Source organism: Paraburkholderia bryophila (assembly GCF_013409255.1).
In the GTDB taxonomy this organism is placed as follows: domain Bacteria; phylum Pseudomonadota; class Gammaproteobacteria; order Burkholderiales; family Burkholderiaceae; genus Paraburkholderia.
The window spans coordinates 1,172,719-1,192,477 of the sequence record NZ_JACCAS010000001.1; the positions used below are offsets into that span (position 1 = coordinate 1,172,719).

The 19,759-nt window shown below is 63.3% G+C and carries 14 protein-coding genes and 3 riboswitches; of the genes, 11 read left to right on the forward strand and 3 right to left on the reverse strand.

Features of this window, described 5'->3' with window-relative positions; genetic code table 11:
* Positions 1 to 287 precede the first annotated feature (287 nt).
* Both GGD40_RS05275 and GGD40_RS05280 read left to right on the forward strand, forming a co-directional pair.
* Positions 288 to 869, forward strand: a complete 582-nt coding sequence (locus GGD40_RS05275; protein WP_105509880.1) for a DJ-1/PfpI family protein — start codon at positions 288 to 290, stop codon at positions 867 to 869.
* Positions 870 to 1,057: 188 nt separating this feature from the next.
* Complete coding sequence (locus GGD40_RS05280) at positions 1,058 to 1,384, forward strand: hypothetical protein (RefSeq protein ID WP_179705381.1); 327 nt, start codon at positions 1,058 to 1,060, stop codon at positions 1,382 to 1,384.
* Between the two features lie 69 nt (positions 1,385 to 1,453).
* On the opposite strand, the gene GGD40_RS05285 is transcribed toward GGD40_RS05280, so the two are convergent.
* Positions 1,454 to 3,223, reverse strand: a complete 1,770-nt coding sequence (locus tag GGD40_RS05285) for a sensor histidine kinase (RefSeq protein ID WP_179743008.1) — start codon at positions 3,221 to 3,223, stop codon at positions 1,454 to 1,456.
* 408 nt (positions 3,224 to 3,631) lie between these two features.
* On the opposite strand from GGD40_RS05285, the gene GGD40_RS05290 reads away from it, so the two are divergent.
* Complete coding sequence (locus tag GGD40_RS05290) at positions 3,632 to 4,819, forward strand: ammonium transporter (RefSeq protein WP_179705386.1); 1,188 nt, start codon at positions 3,632 to 3,634, stop codon at positions 4,817 to 4,819.
* 70 nt (positions 4,820 to 4,889) lie between these two features.
* Here GGD40_RS05290 and GGD40_RS05295 read toward each other — a convergent pair whose 3' ends face one another.
* Positions 4,890 to 5,243: a DUF190 domain-containing protein gene (locus GGD40_RS05295; RefSeq protein WP_179743009.1), complete on the reverse strand. Its 354-nt coding sequence runs from the start codon at positions 5,241 to 5,243 to the stop codon at positions 4,890 to 4,892.
* Between the two features lie 134 nt (positions 5,244 to 5,377).
* A riboswitch (Fluoride riboswitch) is annotated at positions 5,378 to 5,438 on the forward strand.
* Positions 5,439 to 5,518: 80 nt separating this feature from the next.
* On the opposite strand from GGD40_RS05295, the gene crcB reads away from it, so the two are divergent.
* The 4 genes from crcB to mntP all read left to right on the forward strand — a co-directional run bounded on the left by crcB (position 5,519) and on the right by mntP (position 8,585).
* Positions 5,519 to 5,899, forward strand: coding sequence for a fluoride efflux transporter CrcB (gene crcB, locus GGD40_RS05300; protein ID WP_179705390.1), 381 nt, complete (start codon positions 5,519 to 5,521; stop codon positions 5,897 to 5,899).
* Between the two features lie 126 nt (positions 5,900 to 6,025).
* A riboswitch (yybP-ykoY riboswitch) is annotated at positions 6,026 to 6,209 on the forward strand.
* Between the two features lie 14 nt (positions 6,210 to 6,223).
* Entirely contained in the window at positions 6,224 to 6,814 is a 591-nt protein-coding gene (locus tag GGD40_RS05305; protein WP_179705392.1) for a TMEM165/GDT1 family protein, read from the forward strand.
* A gap of 36 nt (positions 6,815 to 6,850) precedes the next feature.
* Positions 6,851 to 7,759, forward strand: coding sequence for a cation diffusion facilitator family transporter (locus GGD40_RS05310; RefSeq protein WP_257030345.1), 909 nt, complete (start codon positions 6,851 to 6,853; stop codon positions 7,757 to 7,759).
* A 79-nt stretch (positions 7,760 to 7,838) separates the two neighbouring features.
* Positions 7,839 to 8,012, forward strand: a riboswitch (yybP-ykoY riboswitch).
* 6 nt (positions 8,013 to 8,018) lie between these two features.
* Positions 8,019 to 8,585 (forward strand): manganese efflux pump MntP, encoded by a 567-nt coding sequence (mntP, locus tag GGD40_RS05315; RefSeq protein ID WP_179743010.1) that lies wholly within the window; start codon positions 8,019 to 8,021, stop codon positions 8,583 to 8,585.
* A 60-nt stretch (positions 8,586 to 8,645) separates the two neighbouring features.
* Here the strand turns inward: mntP and GGD40_RS05320 are convergent, their stop codons facing one another.
* The gene (locus tag GGD40_RS05320; RefSeq protein ID WP_179743011.1) at positions 8,646 to 9,608 is read right to left on the reverse strand and encodes a DUF1571 domain-containing protein; all 963 of its coding nucleotides are present in this window, start codon (positions 9,606 to 9,608) and stop codon (positions 8,646 to 8,648) included.
* A gap of 565 nt (positions 9,609 to 10,173) precedes the next feature.
* Between GGD40_RS05320 and GGD40_RS05325 the strand changes: the two genes are divergently transcribed.
* The 4 genes from GGD40_RS05325 to GGD40_RS05340 all read left to right on the forward strand — a co-directional run bounded on the left by GGD40_RS05325 (position 10,174) and on the right by GGD40_RS05340 (position 19,257).
* A complete protein-coding gene (locus tag GGD40_RS05325) occupies positions 10,174 to 11,010 on the forward strand; it encodes an IclR family transcriptional regulator (RefSeq protein ID WP_179705398.1) in 837 nt (278 codons plus the stop codon).
* 360 nt (positions 11,011 to 11,370) lie between these two features.
* The gene (locus tag GGD40_RS05330; RefSeq protein ID WP_179744877.1) at positions 11,371 to 12,786 is read left to right on the forward strand and encodes an MdtA/MuxA family multidrug efflux RND transporter periplasmic adaptor subunit; all 1,416 of its coding nucleotides are present in this window, start codon (positions 11,371 to 11,373) and stop codon (positions 12,784 to 12,786) included.
* Positions 12,787 to 12,804: 18 nt separating this feature from the next.
* Positions 12,805 to 15,939: an MdtB/MuxB family multidrug efflux RND transporter permease subunit gene (locus GGD40_RS05335; protein ID WP_179743012.1), complete on the forward strand. Its 3,135-nt coding sequence runs from the start codon at positions 12,805 to 12,807 to the stop codon at positions 15,937 to 15,939.
* 3 nt (positions 15,940 to 15,942) lie between these two features.
* Positions 15,943 to 19,257, forward strand: coding sequence for an efflux RND transporter permease subunit (locus tag GGD40_RS05340; RefSeq protein WP_179743013.1), 3,315 nt, complete (start codon positions 15,943 to 15,945; stop codon positions 19,255 to 19,257).
* Positions 19,258 to 19,759: the final 502 nt, after the last annotated feature.

Here is a 19,759-nt window from a genome sequence, read left to right on the forward strand (position 1 = left end):
AAAACGCGCCAATGATACGCCGTCGCGTTGCACATCGGCCGTAGCCCGCATTCGAACGGCCAGGCACGCGACGTCAAGGCCCACGTTCAACGGCTTGCGCGACGATGCGCATTGAGTCATACCGCATGACACCCGCACTACGCCGCACCTCGTAGGCCCACCTCGAGCCATGTTCGTCGCTCGCATTGATTGCACGCTCCGTCGCGGTTCTGTCAAACGGGTTGGAGTAGACTGCCGAAGCGTATTTCCGCGTTCGATGTGTAGCGTTGATCAATTGGAGGCATGCAATGGCAGCAAAGAAGATCCTGTTCCTGACCGGCGACTTCGCCGAGGATTACGAAACGATGGTGCCGTTCCAGGCACTGCAGGCAGTCGGCCATATCGTCGACGCCGTGTGCCCGAACAAGAAGGCGGGCGATCGCATCAAGACGGCGATCCACGATTTTGAAGGCGACCAGACCTACACCGAGAAACCGGGTCATCTGTTCGCGCTCAACGCCACGTTCGACGACGCCGACCCGCGTCAGTACGATGCGCTGGCCATCGCCGGCGGCCGCGCGCCGGAGTATCTGCGGCTCAATCCGAAGGTAATCGAACTGGTGCGGCAATTCGCCGAAGCAGGCAAGCCGATCGCAGCAATCTGCCACGCCGCGCAACTGCTGGCCGCCGCCGACGTGATTCGCGGCAAGCGCATCTCGGCCTACCCGGCCTGCGCGCCTGAAGTGAAAATGGCCGGCGGCGATTACGCCGACATTCCGGTCGACGCCGCGATCACCGACGCCAACTTCGTCACCGCGCCTGCATGGCCGGCGCATCCGGAATGGCTGCGTCAATTCCTCGTGCTGCTCGGCACCCGGATCGAACTCTGATCCGTCCTGATCGCAGCGCTGAGCTTTAGCTTCAACACTTCAACACTGCAGCGCCGATCCAGCGGCGAGCGCGTTGCCCGATGCGGCAAACCGCGCTCGCCGCCATCCATCCCAAATTTGAGACTCGTCCGATAGTGTTCAACGGAGGGCCTTCCTATAGTCGCCGATCGACTTGGGAGGGTCTTGCGATGGAACTGACCGATTGGATCGTCATCCTCGCCGTCACGTTGATGGCGATTGTTTTCTTCTGCGCACGCACGCCGGCCGACTGGTCGTGCGAGAACCGCGCGCGACGTCTGGCCGGCACACGTCTGCTGGCGCAAGCTGCCTGCTCGCTGTGGGGGGCGCTGCTGATTATCGAGCGCAGTCTGGTCACACTGGAAGGCCTGGGCGGCCGGCATCTCGCACCATTCGAAGCGCTGGCGGGCGTCGTCATTCTGCTGGCGTTCGGTTGCTACTGGTCGATCCGCGGCCGCCGCCTGCTTAGACCCCGGCGACTGTTCACCGCGTGCTGACGCTCACGCTCAATTTAGTTCTATTCGCCGTTGGCCTGCCTCATCCCGCCTAGGTGAGCGCTTGCCGCATCAACCCGCGCTGACACCCGGTTTCGCCTCCACGACATGGTTTGCCGCACTACCGTTCACGATCAGGTTCGGACGGTCGCGCCCCTCGAAGTCCAGCGACCGATCGCGCGGTCCGCGAATCGGTTGAACGCCAGGCGCGGCCGCTGCCGGTGCAGCGCGCGACTCGGCAGCCAGTTGCGCCGACCTCGCCTCGGCTTCGGGCAGCGACAGATAAAACGTCGTGCCCACGCCTTCTTTCGATTCCGCCCAGACGCGTCCACCGTGACGCTCCACCACGCGGCGCACGAGCGCCAGACCAATCCCCTCGCCGGCCACCGTATTGCCGTGCAGTCGCTGAAACGCATTGAATAAACGCGGCAACGCGACCGTCGGAATTCCCAACCCGTTGTCCCGCACGTAGAAGATTCGCAGCGAGTGGACGCCCGGCGGTGCTGCCGTCGTACCGATCTCGATCCGGCCTTCGCGCGCCGGGTCGAGATAGTTCACCGCATTGCCGATCAGGTTCGCGAACACCTGCTCGAGCGCGGTCGGATCGCCCCACACCGCGGGCAAGTCATGCACGCTGACATGCGCATGCCGCGCCCGGATCGAGCCTTGCATGGCGTCGATCACGCGCGGCACGATATCGCGCACCTCGACCTTCTGCTGCCGGTACTCGACCCGGCCGACGCGCGACAGCCGCAACAGCGCGTCGATAATGTGCGACGCGCGCAGCACGGCCGTCTGCAGATAGTGCAACGCTTCGCCGATGTCCTCGTCGACCACCCGTTCGATACGCTGCCGCGCCTCCGTGCCGAGCGACGACTCGCGCACCGCCGCGCGCAGTTCGTCGCACGCGCGGATCAGCTCTTTCGAAAAGCCCTGCAGATTCACCAGCGGCGCGCGCAGATCGTGCGACACGCTGTAGATGAACATTTCGTTTTCCTGAGTCTGTTGCCGCAAGGTTTCGTTGATTCGCGCGAGTTCGCCGGCGCGGCGCGCGAGGTCAGCCTGAAAGCGCGCCTGGATCCGCTCGGCTTCGAGCAGGCGCCGGCTGGTCTCGTGCAAGGTCAGATCGAGCCGGGCGATTTCGTCGCGGCCCGGGCCGATCGGCGCCAGCGGCTCATTGCCGGCCAAGCGTCCGGCGTTGTCGGACAGCAAGGCGAGCCGGCCGCGCACGCCGCGCGTAAATAGCCAGACGGCCAGCGCGACGAACAGCAACGAGCCGAGCACCGCCGCGACCACGAGAATCTGCTGACGTTCGCGCGCGGATTCCGCGGCGTTCGAGCGAAGGGCGTCGAGGCGTCGTTCTTCAGACTGGAATGCCGCCACCTGCTGCCGGAAACGATCGAGCACGTCGGCCGGCGCGAGGTCGCGAAAACGATCGAGCACATCGCGCCGTCGCCCGGAATGCAGCATGTCCTGCACGCGGTCCGACCATTGGCGATAAGCCTGCGCCGCCTGGCGCACCTGCACGACCCGCTCGACCTGCGCCGGGTTGTCGGCGACCAGGTCGGCCAGTTGATCGATACGCCGGTCGACGTCCATCCACACCATGACCGGCGTGACGAAGTGAGCGTCGTTGGCAAGCACCGCGCCGCGCAGCGCCACGGATTCGCCGAGCACCGGATCGAGAATCGCGGTAGTCTGGCGCAGCACTTCTTCGCTATGGATCGCCCAGCGCTCCGCTTGCGCCGCGTCCGACTGCGCCTTGACCAGGCCGGACAGAAGCGCCAGTTCGAAGAGGGCCGGAATTGCGATCAGCAACAGGCCTTTGGTGGTCAGTCTCATGCGTGCGCGGTAGAAGTCGGTAGCCGGCAGATCGTGCTCGGGACGGCACATTATGTCGGCGTTTGCACAGGAAACAAAGCGGCCACGCCATCAACCAGGCTTGAGCCGCCAGCCGGCGTTAGCACAGGCAGCGAATGCGCATAAGTCGTTAGGTGATTGAAGGCAAAGTAAGAAAGTCAGAAGGTCATGCACGACTTTGAACCATGACGCCCTGCCGTGAACGGCAACGCACTTAAACAGTGCCTGATGGGCGTTCGAGGTGCATCTCGTCCGATCGCATGATTTGCCGGATTGCGGCATTTCGCCCATTCAGGTGCGACATTGCACCGTCAATGCGTTTGTCACGCACCCATTTGGCCCACTTCTTGCATCCACTGCCCGCTTTTTGCCTTTAAGCGGGACACATCGATGGAAAGTCTGAAAACCGGCACCGATACCCTGTTTCTTTTGCTCGGCGCCGCCATGGTGCTGGCCATGCACGCGGGGTTCGCGTTTCTCGAACTCGGTACGGTCCGCAAAAAGAATCAGGTCAATGCGCTCGTCAAAATTCTGGTGGATTTTTCGGTCTCGACCATCGCGTATTTCTTCATCGGCTACACCATCGCTTATGGCGTGCAGTTCTTCGGCAGCGCCGAAACATTGGCCGCGCATAACGGCTACGCGCTGGTGCGCTTCTTCTTCCTGCTGACCTTCGCCGCCGCGATTCCGGCGATCGTGTCGGGCGGCATCGCCGAGCGCTCGAAATTCAATCCGCAACTGTTCGCGACCTTCGTGCTGGTCGGCTTCGTTTATCCGTTTTTCGAAGGGATCGCCTGGAACGGACGCTTCGGTATTCAGGACTGGCTGACTCACGTGTTCGGCGTGCCGTTCCACGACTTCGCCGGTTCCGTGGTGGTGCACGCGTTCGGCGGCTGGGTCGCGCTGCCGGCCGTGCTGCTACTGGGCCCGCGGCACGGTCGCTACCATCGCGACGGCGGCATCGCCGCGCATCCGCCGTCGAATATTCCGTTTCTCGCGCTGGGCGCGTGGGTGCTGGCGGTCGGCTGGTTCGGCTTCAACGTGATGAGCGCGCAAACCGTCGACAAAATCAGCGGTCTCGTCGCCGTCAATTCGTTGATGGCGATGGTCGGCGGCACGCTGACCGCGTGGCTCGCGGGCCGCAACGACCCAGGCTTTACGTACAACGGGCCGCTGGCCGGTCTGGTAGCGGTGTGCGCCGGCTCCGATCTGATGCACCCGCTGGGTGCGCTGGTGACGGGCGGTATCGCCGGCGTGCTGTTTGTTTATATGTTCACCTGCGTGCAGAACCGCTGGCGGATCGACGACGTACTCGGCGTGTGGCCGCTGCATGGACTGTGCGGCGCGTGGGGCGGGCTTGCGGCGGGCATCTTCGGTCTGCGCGCGCTGGGCGGCATGGGCGGCGTGTCGTTCGGCGCGCAACTGGTCGGCACGCTGGGCGGCATCGCGGTCGCGACGCTCGGCGGCACGCTGGTGTATGGCGCGATTCGCCTGACGGTGGGCTTGCGGCTCGATCAGGAGGAGGAATACAACGGCGCGGATCTGTCGATTCACCGGATCTCGGCGACGTCGGAGTAAGTCGAAACCGGGCGGTGGCCGTTTTCCGCACCGCGAAGGCCCTGCTGGCGGCATGCCGCCCGCGGCGGCGCTAGCGGCGCGCCGACTCCGGGCGGCACGCCAGATCAGCGCTGCCGAGCATGCCGAATTCGATCGGGCAGAGCGTATAGAACACCGGCACGCCGCCCTGCCGAACGACGGCGAGCAGCGTTTCCGCCTCGCCCTCGGTGACCGCGAAAATCACCTGCTGCGGTTGATCCGCCAGTTCGAAGAACCGCGCGGCATGACGCGCGCCCGCGTGACCGACACCTTCGGCCGCGGCCACGACGGTCGCACCGAGAATGCCCGCGTGCCGCGCGACGGACAGCAACCACTCGACCACCGGTTGATGGCCGTGGCGCCGGTTCTGCTCCGTGTAGAACGTGAGTTGGTACCCTTTCGTCATATCGGCCTCCCTCGAAGCCGCAGTCAAACTGCCGCGTGCCTTGACTTCATTTTAGGTCACGCCTCACGCCACGCTGACCGGATAAACGCTATCGCTCGCCACCCTGTCCCCCCATGCACTCGCCGATGTTAAACTTGCGCGCTGGAGATGGCATTCTCCCTTAACCGCCCTCGGGCTGATGATGCCTGCTACGCCCGGATGATTGCGGACGCGGCATCGCGCGTCGTCCGCCCAGCCCGGTTTGTCGACACTCCAGTCTTGCCAGGCCTCCTCCCATGTATTGGTCCATTCTCGCCGTCGCCATTGGCGGCGCACTCGGTTCGCTATTCCGCTGGTTTCTCGGCATCCGCCTGAACGGCCTATTCAGCGGCCTGCCGCTCGGCACGTTCGCCGCCAATGTGATCGCCGGCTATGTGATCGGCGTCGCGGTCGCCGGCTTCGCGCGCGCGCCGCAGATCGCGCCGGAATGGCGGCTGTTCGTCATCACGGGTCTGATGGGCGGCCTGTCTACCTTCTCCACCTTTTCCGCGGAAGTCGTGCAACGCCTGCAGGACGGCCGGCTCGGCTGGGCAGCGGGCGAGATCGCCCTTCACGTCGGCGCGTCGCTGCTGATGACGATGCTCGGTATCGCCACCGTCTCGCTGCTGTCGCGGTAACGGCAACAGCGCACTAGCGGCGCAATGAAACGCGAACGCAGCGCGCGGCGAGCGACGTCTTTCGAGCAACCGCGCCGCAAGAGCTGGCCAAACGCCTTGCTCCGGTCACAAGCCGACAGCTATAATCGGCCCCTCTTCGGGGAGTAGCCGCCCTGGACTTTATGTTCAGGGGCTCGCGTCAACATACTTGCCCGGTCGCCAGACCGGTCATGGCGCGCGCAGCGTTTCGCCTGGCAAGACCGATGACTCACACTCCCACCAGCCGGGTCGCGGGAGTGCGTGTCATCGTGTATTGACCGTGCGGCCCGGTTATAAAAAATCCCCATGCAATCATTCCTCGTCTCCACAAGCGTGGTCGGGCTCGCCGAAATCGGCGACAAGACCCAGTTGCTGTCGCTGGTTCTCGCCGCGCGGTATCGCAAACCCATCCCGATCGTGCTTGGCGTGTTTGTCGCGACCCTGATCAATCACGCCTGCTCCGGCGCGCTAGGCGCCTGGCTTGCCAGCGTCATCCGGCCGGAGATCATGAACTGGGCGGTGGTTGCGTCGTTCGCGGTCATGGCGGTGTGGATTCTTATCCCCGACAAGCTCGACGACGCCGACACCGTCCCCATGAAAGATTCGATGGGCGTATTCGGCACGACCGCGATCACGTTCTTCATCGCGGAAATGGGCGATAAGACGCAAATCGTGACGGTCGCGCTGGCGGCGCGATTCCACGAATTTTTCGGTGTGGTGGCCGGCACGACGCTGGGCATGATGCTGGCCAACGTGCCGGTGATCTATCTGGGACACAAGTTCGCCGACCGCCTGCCGACGAAGGCCGTGCATATACTGGCGGCGATCATCTTCGTGGTACTCGGCGGCCTGGCGTTGCGCACGGCGCTTTACCCCGACGCTCACCCGATGTTCTGATCCCCTGTCCCCCATCCTGGTAGAGAGGCCGACACGATGTCCGAACGCATGTCCGACGAAGCACTTCGACGCATGGCCTCCGTGATCGCGCTCGCGGTCGCGCTGGGGCTGGTCGTCGTCAAGGTGTGGGCGTGGCTGGCAACGGACTCCATTTCCCTGCTGACCTCCGCGGCCGATGGGCTGGTGGACGTCGTGGCGTCCTCGGTGACCTTTGCGGGCGTCCGCTATGCCGCGCGGCCCGCCGATCGCGGGCATCGCTACGGTCACGGCAAAGCGGAAGCGGTCGCCGCCTTCGTCCAGGCGCTACTGCTGGCAGGCGCCGCACTCGGACTCGGCGTGGAGTCGATTCATCGTCTGTTCGTGCCTCAGGCGTTGAACCAGACGGGATTCGGCATCTGGGTGATCGTGGGCAGTTCCGTGATCGCGGCCGGACTCGTCGGTATGCAAACGCTCGTGGTCCGGCGCACCGGTTCCACCGCGATCGCCGCCGACCGGGCTCACTATGTGACCGACGTGGCCGTCAATCTCGCGGTGCTGGTCGCGCTTCTGCTCGAACGCTTTCTCGGCTGGACGCGTGCCGATGCCATCGGCGCACTGGCCATCTCCGTGTACATGCTGTGGAACGCGCGGGGCATGGCAGCGCATGCGCTACTGCAACTGCTCGACCGCGAACTCGATGAAGCGGAGCGCGCGCGAATCGAAGCCGCGGTGCTCGGTTGCGACGGCGTGAAAGGCCTGCACGACATGCGGACTCGCAATGGCGGAGATCGGTTCTTCGTCGAGTTTCATGTGGAAGTCGACGGATCGCTGACGGTTGAAGAAGGCCATACGATCGGCGACAACGCCGAAAAAGCGGTGCAGCGTTTATTCCAGGCCGCCGACGTTGTCGCCCATCTCGAGCCTGCGGGGATCAAGGACGAACGGCTGGACGACCTCGTCGCCTAGCGCGTTGTTGCTGCTGATGGATCGCGAGATCGACGTCATGCGAACACACTTACATAAGCCTTTCATGCGTGCTATGCTCGCCGCTGTCTTTGGGGAGTAGCCGGCTTCTATCTGCATAGAAGCGCCTGCGTCAACATTCTCGGTCGCTCAGACCGTGGTGCAGGTAGCCCTTGGGTTGGCAAGACCATCGACACATCACGCGACCGGTCGGGCGCAGTGGTGTGTCGCGGTTTCCGCCCGACCTTGAGCGCCTCCTTTCATGAATCCCGTCGCCACGCTGTTCCTTGCTTTCGCCATGTCCACCGACGCCTTCGCAGCCGCTATCGGCAAAGGCGCCACGCTGCATCGCCCGCACTGGCGCGAAGCGCTACGCACAGGTCTTATCTTCGGCGTGATCGAAGCGTTGACGCCGCTGGTCGGGTGGTTCATCGGCAGAGCGGCGGCGCAATACGTTTCCGCGTGGGATCACTGGATCGCGTTCACGCTGCTGGCCATCCTCGGCACCCGCATGATCCGCAACGGCTTCAAGGCCAGCGAAGCCGATGAGAAGAAACCGGCCGCGCACTCGTTCTGGTTGCTGGCACTCACCGGCTTCGCCACGAGTATCGACGCCATGGCGGTCGGCGCGGGTCTCGCTTTCGTCGACGTCAACATTTACTCCACTGCGGCGGCAATCGGTCTGGCTACGGCGACGATGGTCACGATCGGCGTGCTGCTCGGCCGCGTGATCGGCGATGTGGTCGGCAAGCGCGCGGAAATGGCGGGCGGTGTGGTGTTGATCGGGATTGGCTGCGTCATTCTCGTTGAGCATTTGCAGTTGCTCTGAGCGCCTTCGAGCCAGCGTATGCCGACGACACGTCGCGCCTCGGCGTCCGGGCACGAGGCGCTAGCGGAAATCGTAGCTCGGGTTGTGCGGGTCGAAGGCTTCGTCCGTCCATGTATGAGGCACGATTTGCTCGAAGTCGATCTCTTCGAGCGGCACGCCGGCCGCATCCGCCGCGATCACGCTGTGCAGTTGCGGGCGGTGCAGATCGAAGGTCAGCGTCACGCGTGGCGCGAAATGCGCGGGCGGCCCATCTGACGCGTCCCAGGTGAGCGCGAGCAGCCGCTTGCCGTTCACAGTCTCAACTTCGACACGAGACGGTTTTGCGCTCAGGCCTTCCGCTTCGAAACTGCCCTCTTCGTGTTCGAGCGTGTGGACGACGAACTGCAAGCCGAGATCGCGCACGCTATGGCGTGACTGGGTTCTTGCAAACGTGCCGTCCACCTGAAATCTGCCGGACAGGAAGTGCCACGCGCCGCCAAAATGTCCCAGGAAACGTGTCGGGTCGCGGGTCTCGTCGTAGATGATCTCCTGCCCCGCATGCGCGCCATCCGGCAGCCATTTGACGTACACGCGTTGCGGACTGTCCTGACAGTAGACCTCCATATGATCGGCTTGCGTCGGCCATTTCCCGTTCACACGTTCGCGACGCCGCATCCAGTATTCGTACGAGCTGCCGGCGCCAATCGTGACGCGGGTATAGGCCACGATCGCTTCCGGCTTCATTGCGTCGATCAGTGCGATCACGCGTGAGTCCGGCATGGCGCCGAGCGTGCCGTCGTCAATGCGTTCACGGATGACGTTTGCCTGCTCTCCCGCCGACAAACAGGCGAAGCCGGCCAGATCGCCACCGTTCGCGCCCGACGCCGCTTCGTCATTGCAGCGTACCGGCGCTGCGCGTAGAACCTCGTCGGCGGGCGCGGCGCGCGCCGTCAGCGAAACCAGCAGCGCAACGCACATGGCCACCACGGCAATGAAACCGCGATCCGATTTAATGCGACTGCCGGAATGTCTATTACCACGCATAAGCTTCTCCGCCAGGCGCGAGCAATCAGCACGCCCTATCGACTAAACATCAGCCGCGCGCGATTATTCCCCGGCGTTAAAAATAACTCTCTTACCGGAAATATCACGCCTACCCGACAGGCGAAAAAAAAGGCGTCACGTTGCCGTGACGCCTTAAAAAGTTCTAGCCATTCCGAGGGCCGTGCTAGAACCTGAGAGACGGTATTCGAAAGATTTGACCCAACGATGCGGCGCCCAGAAGGACGCGCGGCACAGACTGTTACGGTGGACTGTTTGAAGACACTCGACCAGACACTGCGCGGGCCACGGCGGGGTTCCTGAACTTCAAAATGCAGAACCTCAAACCGTCTTTCGAAATGAGATTCCATTTTTTATGGTTATGCTGACTAAGTCAAGCAAAATCTAAAGAGCCGTTCCTCGTCGCGGCAAAATATTCCGATACAATGAATCTTCTGAGGAAAAAACCAGTCCATGCCCCATTTTGGGGCCCATCGGCGACGCTTTTCGGGACGGTCGCCAAAGCGGCTGTGTTCAAAAAACTGAAATAAAGTTCCACAAAAAACACATGAACAGACCTAAGCCCTCCCGGCCCGACGCGGATCCGCTGAAAGACAAAGACGGTTCGAGCGAAGAAGTCACCGCGCTGGCCCGCGGTCTGACCGTATTGCGCGCAGTCGCCGCAGCCGACGCGCCGCTCAGCAATCGCGAGCTGACCGAGTTGACCGGCATTCCCAAGCCGACCGTTTCGCGCATCACCGCCACGCTGGTCGGCGCGGGTTTTCTGTTCCGGCTGCCGGACAGCGAGCGCTTCGTGCTGACCTCGTCGGTGCTGGAGTTGAGCAACGGCTTTCTGCGCAACTTCGACATCCGGGCGCGCGCACGGCCGTTCCTGATCGCGCTCGCCGAACGCACCGCGCTGTCCGTGCATCTGGCCGTGCGCGACCGTCTCGACATGGTCGTGATCGACGCGATCCGGCCGCGTTCGGCGGTGCTCGTGTCGCGCCTCGAAATCGGCTCGCGGATGAATCTGAGCCGCACCGCAATCGGTCGCGCGTATCTGGCGGCGCTTGCGCCGGCGGATCGGGACAAACTGCTGATCGGCCTGCAGGCCGCCGAAGGCGACGACTGGGGCCACGTCGGAAGCCGGCTTGATGCGGCGCTGGAGGACACCATCGAACGCGGTTACGCGATCGCCACCGGCGAATGGCACAACGGCCTGAACGCGATTGCACTGGGCTTCACCGGCCCCTCGGGTGAGCGCTATGCGGTCAACTGCGGTGGCTCCGCCGACCAGTGTCCGCGCGACTGGCTGATTTCGCGCGCGGCGCCTGCCCTGCTCGAATGCGTCGAGCAAATCATGCTCGAAATCGGCGGCACGCCGGGGCGGCGGCTCGACACCTGATACACCGCGACGCTCGCCAGTCGGTGGCCATGACAACTTCAAGACATCCTGTAACCTTCGTAATCAAACGAAAAAAAACGCGGGTGGACTGTTACAGAGCCCACGACGTAGGATCATGCATTCCCGTCGCGGGCCGCGGCTCCGGCTGGGCGTTATCCCTTTCGATAACATCCGGCTACCGTTTATTGACGCCGCATTGCGTTAACATCTTTGTCCCGCGCCTCGGGTAGCATCGCGCAGAACAAGCACGGCGCTCCCGCTGTCGAAACCGCCTGTCACGCCCGCGTGCCGGTCCGCCTGAAGTCGAAGCGGCTCGACGCGCGAGCGGCTCACCTCAAAGCCAGCCACCAGACCGAACCGATGGACGAACAACAAAAGCATTCGGAAACCACTCGCCCTGCCACACCGGCCTCCCAACCGTCCACTACCGGCGGCCCAGCGCATGTGCCCGGCTCCGCGCCCGGCGCGGTCAAGCGGCATCGCGGCCGGAACATCGCGCTGATCGTGGCGGCACTGGTGATCCTCGGCGTCGTGCTGTGGCGCTGGCATCCGTGGGGCGGCGGCGGCGCAAGCGGAGCCGCCGGCGCCAGTGGCGCGAGCGGCGGCGGTCATGGCGGCCGTGGCGCGGCCATGGCCAACCTGGCGCAACCGGTTCACGTGGCCACCGCGACGCAAGGCGAAATGCCGGTGGTACTAACCGCGCTCGGCACCGTCACCCCGCTGGCCAACGTCACCGTGCTGCCGCAGTTGAGCGGCGTGCTGCAAGACGTGTTCTTCAAGGAAGGCCAGATGGTCAAGAAGGGCGACGTGCTCGCCCAGATCGACCCGCGCCCGTATCAGATCTCGCTTGAAAACGCGCAAGGCACGCTCGCCCGCGACCAGGCGCTGCTGCAAACCGCCCGCCTCGACCTGAAGCGCTATCAGACGCTGCTCTCGCAAGACTCGATCGCGGGCCAGCAGGTCGATACGCAGGCCTCGCTGGTGCGGCAATACGAAGGCACGGTCAAGTCCGACCAGGCGAACATCGATACGTATAAGCTCGACCTGATCTACGCGCGTATCACCGCGCCGGTGTCGGGGCGCGTCGGTTTGCGCCAGGTCGATCCGGGCAACTACGTGACGCCGAGCCTGACCAACGGTCTCGTCGTGATTACGCAGTTGCAGCCGATCAGCGTGATCTTCACGACCTCCGAAGACAACCTGCAGCAGATCCTCCAGCAGACCCAGACGGGCGCGAAGCTGTCGGTCACGGCCTACGACCGCAGCAATACCACGTCGCTCGAAGGCGGTTCGCTCGAAACGCTGGACAACCAGATCGACACCACCACCGGCACCGTCAAGCTACGGGCGAACTTCCAGAACCCGAACAACCTGCTGTTCCCGAATCAGTTCGTCAACACGCGCCTGCTGGTCGATACGATCAAAGATGCGGTGATCGTGCCGACTACCGCCGTGCTGAACGGCTCGATGGGCCAGTTCGTCTACGTCGTGAAGCCGGACAACACGGTCACCGTGCGCCCGGTCAAGGTCGGCCCGGTGGATGGCGAGCGCACCAGCATCAAGTCCGGCGTGCAGGTCGGCGAGCGCGTGGTGATCGACGGTTCGGACCGCCTGAAGGAAGGCGCCAAGATCACGATTCCGGCCGACAAGCCGCGCGGCGCGTCGGGCGCACACGGCGCACACGCTGCAAGCGGCGCCAGCGGCGCAGCCGCGGCCTCGGGCGCATCCGGCACCCGCGGACATCATCGCAAACACGCGACGCAAGACTCGCAATAAAGGCACGGCACTTACCGCATGAATCCATCCCGCGCCTTTATTCTGCGTCCCGTCGGCACTGCGCTGCTGATGGCGGCGATCATGCTGGTCGGTCTCGTCGCGCTGCGCTTCCTGCCGCTCTCCGCGTTGCCCGAGGTCGACTATCCGACCATCCAGGTGCAGACCTTCTATCCGGGCGCGAGCCCGGACGTGATGACCTCGTCCGTGACCGCGCCGCTGGAGCGGCAGTTCGGGCAGATGCCGTCGCTGAATCAGATGTCGTCGCAAAGCTCGGCCGGTTCGTCGATCATCACGCTGCAGTTCAGCCTCGATTTGCCTTTGGATATCGCCGAGCAGGAAGTCCAGGCCGCGATCAACGCGGCGGGCAATCTGCTGCCGTCGGACCTGCCCGCGCCGCCGATCTACGCGAAGGTGAATCCGGCCGACGCGCCGATCATCACGCTGGCAATCACCTCGAAGACGATGCCGCTGACCGACGTGCAGGATCTGGCCGACACGCGTCTCGCGCAGAAAATTTCGCAGGTCGCGGGTGTGGGTCTGGTGAGCCTGTCGGGCGGCCAGCGCCCTGCCGTACGCATTCAGGCGAACCCGCGCGCGCTCGCCGCGTACGGTTTGAATCTGGACGATCTGCGCACCACGATCTCGAACCTGAACGTCAACACGCCGAAGGGTAACTTCGACGGCCCGACGCGCAACTACACGATCAACGCGAACGACCAGCTCACCGACGCCGAGGCGTACAAGAGCGCCGTGATCGCCTACAAGAACGGCCGCGCGGTCATGCTGACCGACGTCGCGACCATCGTGCAGGGCGCGGAGAACACCAAGCTCGGCGCGTGGGTCAATGGCACGCCCGCGATCATTCTGAACGTACAGCGCCAGCCGGGCGCGAACGTGATTCAGGTGGTGGACAGCATCAAGACGCTGCTGCCGCAGTTGCAGGAAGCGCTGCCCGCCGCGCTCGACGTGCAGATCGTTACCGACCGCACCACCACGATCCGCGCGTCCGTGCGCGACGTGCAGTTCGAGCTGGCCATGTCGGTCGTGCTGGTGGTGATGGTCATGTACCTGTTTCTCGCCAACGTCTACGCGACGATCATTCCGAGTCTGTCGGTGCCGCTGTCGCTGATCGGCACGCTCGCCGTGATGTACCTGTGCGGCTTCTCGCTAGACAATCTGTCGCTGATGGCGCTGACCATCGCGACCGGCTTCGTGGTCGACGACGCGATCGTGATGATCGAGAACATCGCGCGTTACGTCGAAGAAGGCGAGGATCCGCTCGAAGCCGCGTTGAAGGGCTCGAAACAGATCGGCTTCACGATCATTTCGCTGACCGTGTCGCTGATTGCAGTGCTGATCCCGCTGCTCTTCATGGGCGACGTGGTGGGCCGTCTGTTCCACGAGTTCGCGATTACGCTCGCCGTGACGATCGTGATCTCTGCCGTGGTGTCGCTCACGCTCGTGCCGATGATGTGCGCAAAGCTGCTGCGTCACACGCCGCCGCACGAAAGCCACCGCTTCGAAGCGAAGGCGCACCGCTCGATCGACTGGGTGATCGCCCGTTACGCGGTCGCGCTCACGTGGGTGCTGAACCGGCAACGCTCCACGCTGTTCGTCGCCTTGCTCACGCTGGTGCTGACCGGCGTGCTGTACGTGTTCATTCCGAAGGGCTTCTTCCCGGTGCAGGACACCGGCGTGATCCAGGCGATCACGCAGGCGCCGCAGTCGGTGTCGTATGCGTCGATGGCCGAGCGTCAGCAGGAACTCGCCGCGCAGATTCTGAAGAACCCGGACGTGGAAAGCCTGACCTCGTTTATCGGCGTGGACGGCAGCAATATCACGTTGAACAGCGGCCGCATGCTGATCAACCTTAAGCCGCGCGACGACCGCAGCAACACCGCGAGCGACGTGATCCGGCAATTGCAGAAAGACGTGCAACATATCGCCGGCGCGTCGTTGTACATGCAGCCGGTGCAGGATCTGACGATCGATGCAACCGTCAGCCCGACGCAATATCAGTTCATATTGACCGATCCGAACATCAGCGAATTCACGACGTGGGTGCCGAAGCTGGTCGACCGGTTGAAGCAGTCGCCTGAACTCGCGGACGTCGCGACCGATCTGCAGGACAACGGCCAGTCGGTGTACATCGAGATCGACCGCGCCACGGCGTCGCGCTACGGCATCACGCCGGCCACCGTGGATAGCGCGCTATACGACGCGTTCGGTCAGCGCATCATCTCGACCATCTTCACGCAGTCGAACCAGTACCGCGTGATCCTGGAAGCGCAGCCGTCGATGCAGCACTACACCGACTCGCTGAATTCGATCTATCTGCCCTCTTCGACCTCGTCGGGCGGACAGGTGCCGCTGTCGTCGATCGCGCGCTTTATCGAGAAACCCGCGCCGCTGCTGGTCACGCACCTGAGCCAGTTCCCGGCCACGACCATCTCGTTCAACCTCGCGCCGGGCTCGTCGCTTGGCGCCGCGGTCAAGGCGATCGACCAGGCGGAGAAGGACATCAGCTTGCCCACGTCGTTCCAGACGCGCTATCAGGGCGCGGCGCTGGCGTTCCAGGCGTCGCTGTCGAACGAACTGTTCCTGATTCTCGCGGCCATCGTCACGATGTATATCGTGCTCGGCGTGCTGTACGAGAGCTTCATCCACCCGATCACCATTCTGTCGACGCTGCCCTCCGCCGGCGTCGGCGCGTTGCTGGCGCTGCTGATTACCGGGCACGATCTCGACATCATCGGGATTATCGGCATCGTGCTGCTGATCGGTATCGTGAAGAAGAACGCGATCATGATGATCGACTTCGCGCTCTACGCCGAGCGCGAGGAAGGCAAGCCGCCGCGTGAGGCGATCTACCAGGCGTGTCTGCTGCGTTTCCGGCCAATTCTGATGACCACGCTCGCCGCGCTGCTCGGCGCGCTGCCGCTGATGCTCGGCACGGGCGCGGGTTCGGAACTGCGTCGGCCGCTGGGTATTGCGATTGCGGGCGGTTTGATCGTCAGCCAGTTGCTGACGCTGTTCACCACGCCGGTGATCTACCTCGCGTTCGACTCGCTCGGCCGTCGCGCGCGTGAACGTTTTAACCGTGGCGGGTCGTCCAATAATTCGACCCCGCCCGCCACCGACGCAGGGAACTGAGCGATGAACCTGTCGCGTCCGTTTATCTCCCGCCCGGTCGCCACCACGCTGCTGGCGGTCGGCATTGCGCTGGCCGGCGTGTTCGCGTTCACCAAGCTGCCGGTCGCGCCGCTGCCGCAGGTCGATTTCCCGACCATCTCGGTGCAGGCCAGCTTGCCGGGCGCGAGCCCGGATACGGTGGCCACGAGTGTGGCCAGCCCGCTGGAACGGCATCTCGGCTCGATTGCCGACGTCACCGAAATGACGTCGTCGAGCTCGGTCGGCTCGACACGTATCACGCTGCAATTCGGCTTGAATCGCGACATCGACGGCGCCGCGCGCGACGTGCAGGCGGCCATCAATGCCGCGCGCGCCGATTTGCCGGCGAGCTTGCGCAGCAACCCGACGTATCACAAGGTCAATCCGGCCGATGCGCCGATTCTGATTCTGGCGCTCACGTCGAAGACGCTGACCGCCGGGCAGTTGTACGACTCGGCGGCGACGGTGCTGCAGCAGTCGCTGTCGCAGGTGGATGGCGTCGGTGAAGTGGACGTGAGCGGGTCGGCGAATCCGGCTGTGCGCGTCGAACTCGAGCCGAATATGCTGTCCCACTACGGCATCGGTCTGGAGGACGTGCGCGCGGCGCTGGCCGCGGCGAATGCGAACAGCCCGAAGGGTTCGATCGAGTTCGGCGCGAACCGCGTGCAGATCTATACCAACGATCAGGCGAGCAAGGCGTCGCAGTACAAGGATCTGATCATCGCGTATCGCAACGGCTCGGCGGTGAAACTGTCCGACGTCGCGGAAGTGGTCGATTCGGTCGAGGATTTGCGCAACCTCGGCCTGTTCAACGGCAAGCGTTCGGTGCTGGTGATCCTGTACCGCCAGCCGGGCGCGAACATTATCGACACCATCGACCGGGTGATGGGGATGCTGCCGCAACTGCACGCATCGCTGCCGGCGGACGTCGACATCGCGCCGGCGGCCGATCGCTCGACGACGATCCGCGCGTCGCTGAAAGACACCGAGCGCACGCTGCTGATCGCCGTCGCGCTGGTGACGATGGTCGTGTTCCTGTTCCTGCGCAACTGGCGCGCGACGCTGATTCCGAGTATCGCGGTGCCGATTTCGATCATCGGCACGTTCGGCGCGATGTATATGCTGGGTTTTTCGATCGACAACTTATCGTTAATGGCCTTAACGATCGCGACCGGTTTCGTGGTCGACGATGCGATCGTTGTGCTGGAGAACATCTCACGGCATATCGAAAACGGCGTGCCACGCATGAAAGCCGCATTTCTCGGCGCGCGCGAGGTGGGCTTTACGGTGCTGTCGATCAGTATCTCGCTGGTCGCCGTGTTCCTGCCGATCCTGCTGATGGGCGGGATCGTCGGGCGGCTGTTCCGTGAGTTCGCGCTGACGCTGTCGCTGGCGATTGGTGTGTCGCTGATCGTCTCCCTCACCCTCACGCCGATGATGTGTTCGCGGCTGCTGCGCGAGCCGCACGAGCAGAAGGAAGAAGGCCGTTTCGGTCAATGGCTGGAACGCGGCTTCTCAAAGATGCAGCGCGGCTATGAGCGCACGCTGGGATGGGCGCTGCTGCATCCGCGCCTGATCGTGACGATTTTGATTGCGACGATCGGGCTGAATGTTTGGCTGTACATCATCGTGCCGAAGGGTTTCTTTCCGCAGCAGGACACGGGGCGGCTGATCGGTGGGATTCAGGCCGACCAGAGCACGTCGTTCCAGGCGATGAAAGGCAAGTTCTCGCAGATGATGGAGATCGTCGGCAAGAATCCGGCCGTGGATAGCGTGGCGGGTTTTACCGGCGGACGGCAGACCAATTCCGGGTTCATGTTCGTGACGCTGAAGCCGAAGAGCGAGCGCAAGTTGTCCGCGGATCAGGTGATCCAGCAGCTACGCGCCCCGCTCGGCGATGTGGCCGGCGCGCGGACGTTCTTGCAGGCGGTGCAGGATATTCGCGTCGGCGGACGGCAATCGAACGCGCAGTATCAGTTCACGTTGCTCGCCGATTCGACGCCCGATCTGTACAAGTGGGGGCCGTTGCTGACCGAAGCGCTGCAGGCGCGCCCTGAACTCGCCGATGTGAATTCGGACCAGCAGCAAGGCGGGCTTGAAGCGATGGTGACGATTGATCGCGCGACGGCTTCGCGGTTGGGGATCAAGCCGGCGCAAATCGATAACACCTTGTATGACGCGTTTGGGCAGCGGCAAGTGTCGACGATTTATAACCCGTTGAACCAGTATCACGTTGTGATGGAAGTCGCGCCGAAGTATTGGCAGAGCCCGGATATGCTGAAGCAGATTTACGTCAGTACGTCGGGCGGGAGTGCTAGCGGTGCGCAGACCACTAACGCGCCGGCTGGGACGGTGACGGCTGCGGCGGCGGCGATTACTTCCACTAGTGCGTCTACGGGCGGTGCGGCGGGGACTACGGCTTCCAGCGTGGCAAGCATTGCTGCTGACTCGGCGCGGAATCAGGCGATCAACTCGATTGCGGCGAGTGGGAAGTCGAGTGCTTCTTCTGGGTCGGCCGTGTCGACTTCGAAGGAGACGATGGTGCCGTTGTCGGCGATCGCCAGCTTTGGGCCTGGGAATACGCCGCTGTCCGTGAACCATCAGAGCCAGTTCGTGGCTTCGACGATTTCGTTTAATTTGCCGCCGGGAGTGTCGTTGTCGACGGCGACTCAGGCGATTTACGACACGATGGCTCAGATCGGCATGCCCGGCACCATTCATGGCAGTTTCCAAGGCACTGCGCAGGCGTTTCAACAGTCGATGTCGGATCAGCCGATCTTGATTTTGGCTGCGCTGGCGGCGGTTTATATCGTGCTGGGGATGCTTTATGAGAGCTATATTCATCCGCTCACGATTCTGTCGACTTTGCCTTCGGCGGGGGTTGGGGCGCTGCTGGCGTTGCTGCTGTTTCGGACTGAGTTCAGCATCATTGCTCTGATTGGCGTGATTCTTCTCATTGGTATCGTTAAGAAGAATGCCATCATGATGATCGACTTCGCTATCGAAGCTTCTCGTCAAGGGCTCTCCTCTCGCGATGCGATTCATCAAGCGTGTTTGTTGCGGTTTCGGCCGATTATGATGACGACTTGTGCTGCTTTGCTTGGAGCCTTGCCGCTGGCTTTTGGGCGCGGTGAGGGGGCTGAGTTGAGGGCGCCTCTGGGCATTGCTATCGTCGGCGGGTTGATCGTCAGTCAGATGCTCACGCTTTACACCACGCCGGTGGTTTATCTTTATATGGATCGGATTCGGGTCAGGTGGGAATCCAGGAAGGCTCGGCGGCAGGGGCCTGCGGCGGTTTGATTTTTTTGCCTGCGCGGCGCTTTTGGTTGTGTGCGTGCGGTGTTGGCCTTTCCTTGCTTTGTTAGTGGTCTATTAGCGTTGCCCCTGTGCGGGGCGGCACCTACTTCTCTTTGCCGCGGCAAAGAGAAGTAGGCAAGAGAAAGCCGCTCACACCGCTAATTCTTAAGCGGGTCCCCCGCGCAGTCACGGTAGTGGCTCATCTGGAATCTGGGTTCTCGCGCATTCCGCGTTCGTGGCACAGCAGTCATTCTTCCGGCGGCGCTGCGCGCGCCGTCGCGGTCGTTCATGCACGGCCCCTGCTAAGCGGGGCCCTCGCGCAGCAGCGGTAGTGGCGCATCTGGAATCTGTGCTCTCGCACACTCCGCGTTCGTGACACAGCAGTCATTCTTCCGGCGGCGCTGCGCGCGCCGCAGCGGTTGTTCACACACCGCCAGTTCTTATGCGGGTCCCTCGCTCAGCCGTGGTTGTGGCATATCTGGATCTGGGTTCTCGCGCACTCCGC

Coding starts and splice junctions, on each gene's coding strand:
- GGD40_RS05275 (WP_105509880.1), top strand. CDS start 288: ATGGCAGCAAAGAAGATCCTGTTCCTGACCGGCGACTTCGCCGAGGAT.
- GGD40_RS05280 (WP_179705381.1), top strand. CDS start 1,058: ATGGAACTGACCGATTGGATCGTCATCCTCGCCGTCACGTTGATGGCG.
- GGD40_RS05285 (WP_179743008.1), bottom strand. CDS start 3,223: ATGAGACTGACCACCAAAGGCCTGTTGCTGATCGCAATTCCGGCCCTC.
- GGD40_RS05290 (WP_179705386.1), top strand. CDS start 3,632: ATGGAAAGTCTGAAAACCGGCACCGATACCCTGTTTCTTTTGCTCGGC.
- GGD40_RS05295 (WP_179743009.1), bottom strand. CDS start 5,243: ATGACGAAAGGGTACCAACTCACGTTCTACACGGAGCAGAACCGGCGC.
- crcB (WP_179705390.1), top strand. CDS start 5,519: ATGTATTGGTCCATTCTCGCCGTCGCCATTGGCGGCGCACTCGGTTCG.
- GGD40_RS05305 (WP_179705392.1), top strand. CDS start 6,224: ATGCAATCATTCCTCGTCTCCACAAGCGTGGTCGGGCTCGCCGAAATC.
- GGD40_RS05310 (WP_257030345.1), top strand. CDS start 6,851: ATGTCCGAACGCATGTCCGACGAAGCACTTCGACGCATGGCCTCCGTG.
- mntP (WP_179743010.1), top strand. CDS start 8,019: ATGAATCCCGTCGCCACGCTGTTCCTTGCTTTCGCCATGTCCACCGAC.
- GGD40_RS05320 (WP_179743011.1), bottom strand. CDS start 9,608: ATGCGTGGTAATAGACATTCCGGCAGTCGCATTAAATCGGATCGCGGT.
- GGD40_RS05325 (WP_179705398.1), top strand. CDS start 10,174: ATGAACAGACCTAAGCCCTCCCGGCCCGACGCGGATCCGCTGAAAGAC.
- GGD40_RS05330 (WP_179744877.1), top strand. CDS start 11,371: ATGGACGAACAACAAAAGCATTCGGAAACCACTCGCCCTGCCACACCG.
- GGD40_RS05335 (WP_179743012.1), top strand. CDS start 12,805: ATGAATCCATCCCGCGCCTTTATTCTGCGTCCCGTCGGCACTGCGCTG.
- GGD40_RS05340 (WP_179743013.1), top strand. CDS start 15,943: ATGAACCTGTCGCGTCCGTTTATCTCCCGCCCGGTCGCCACCACGCTG.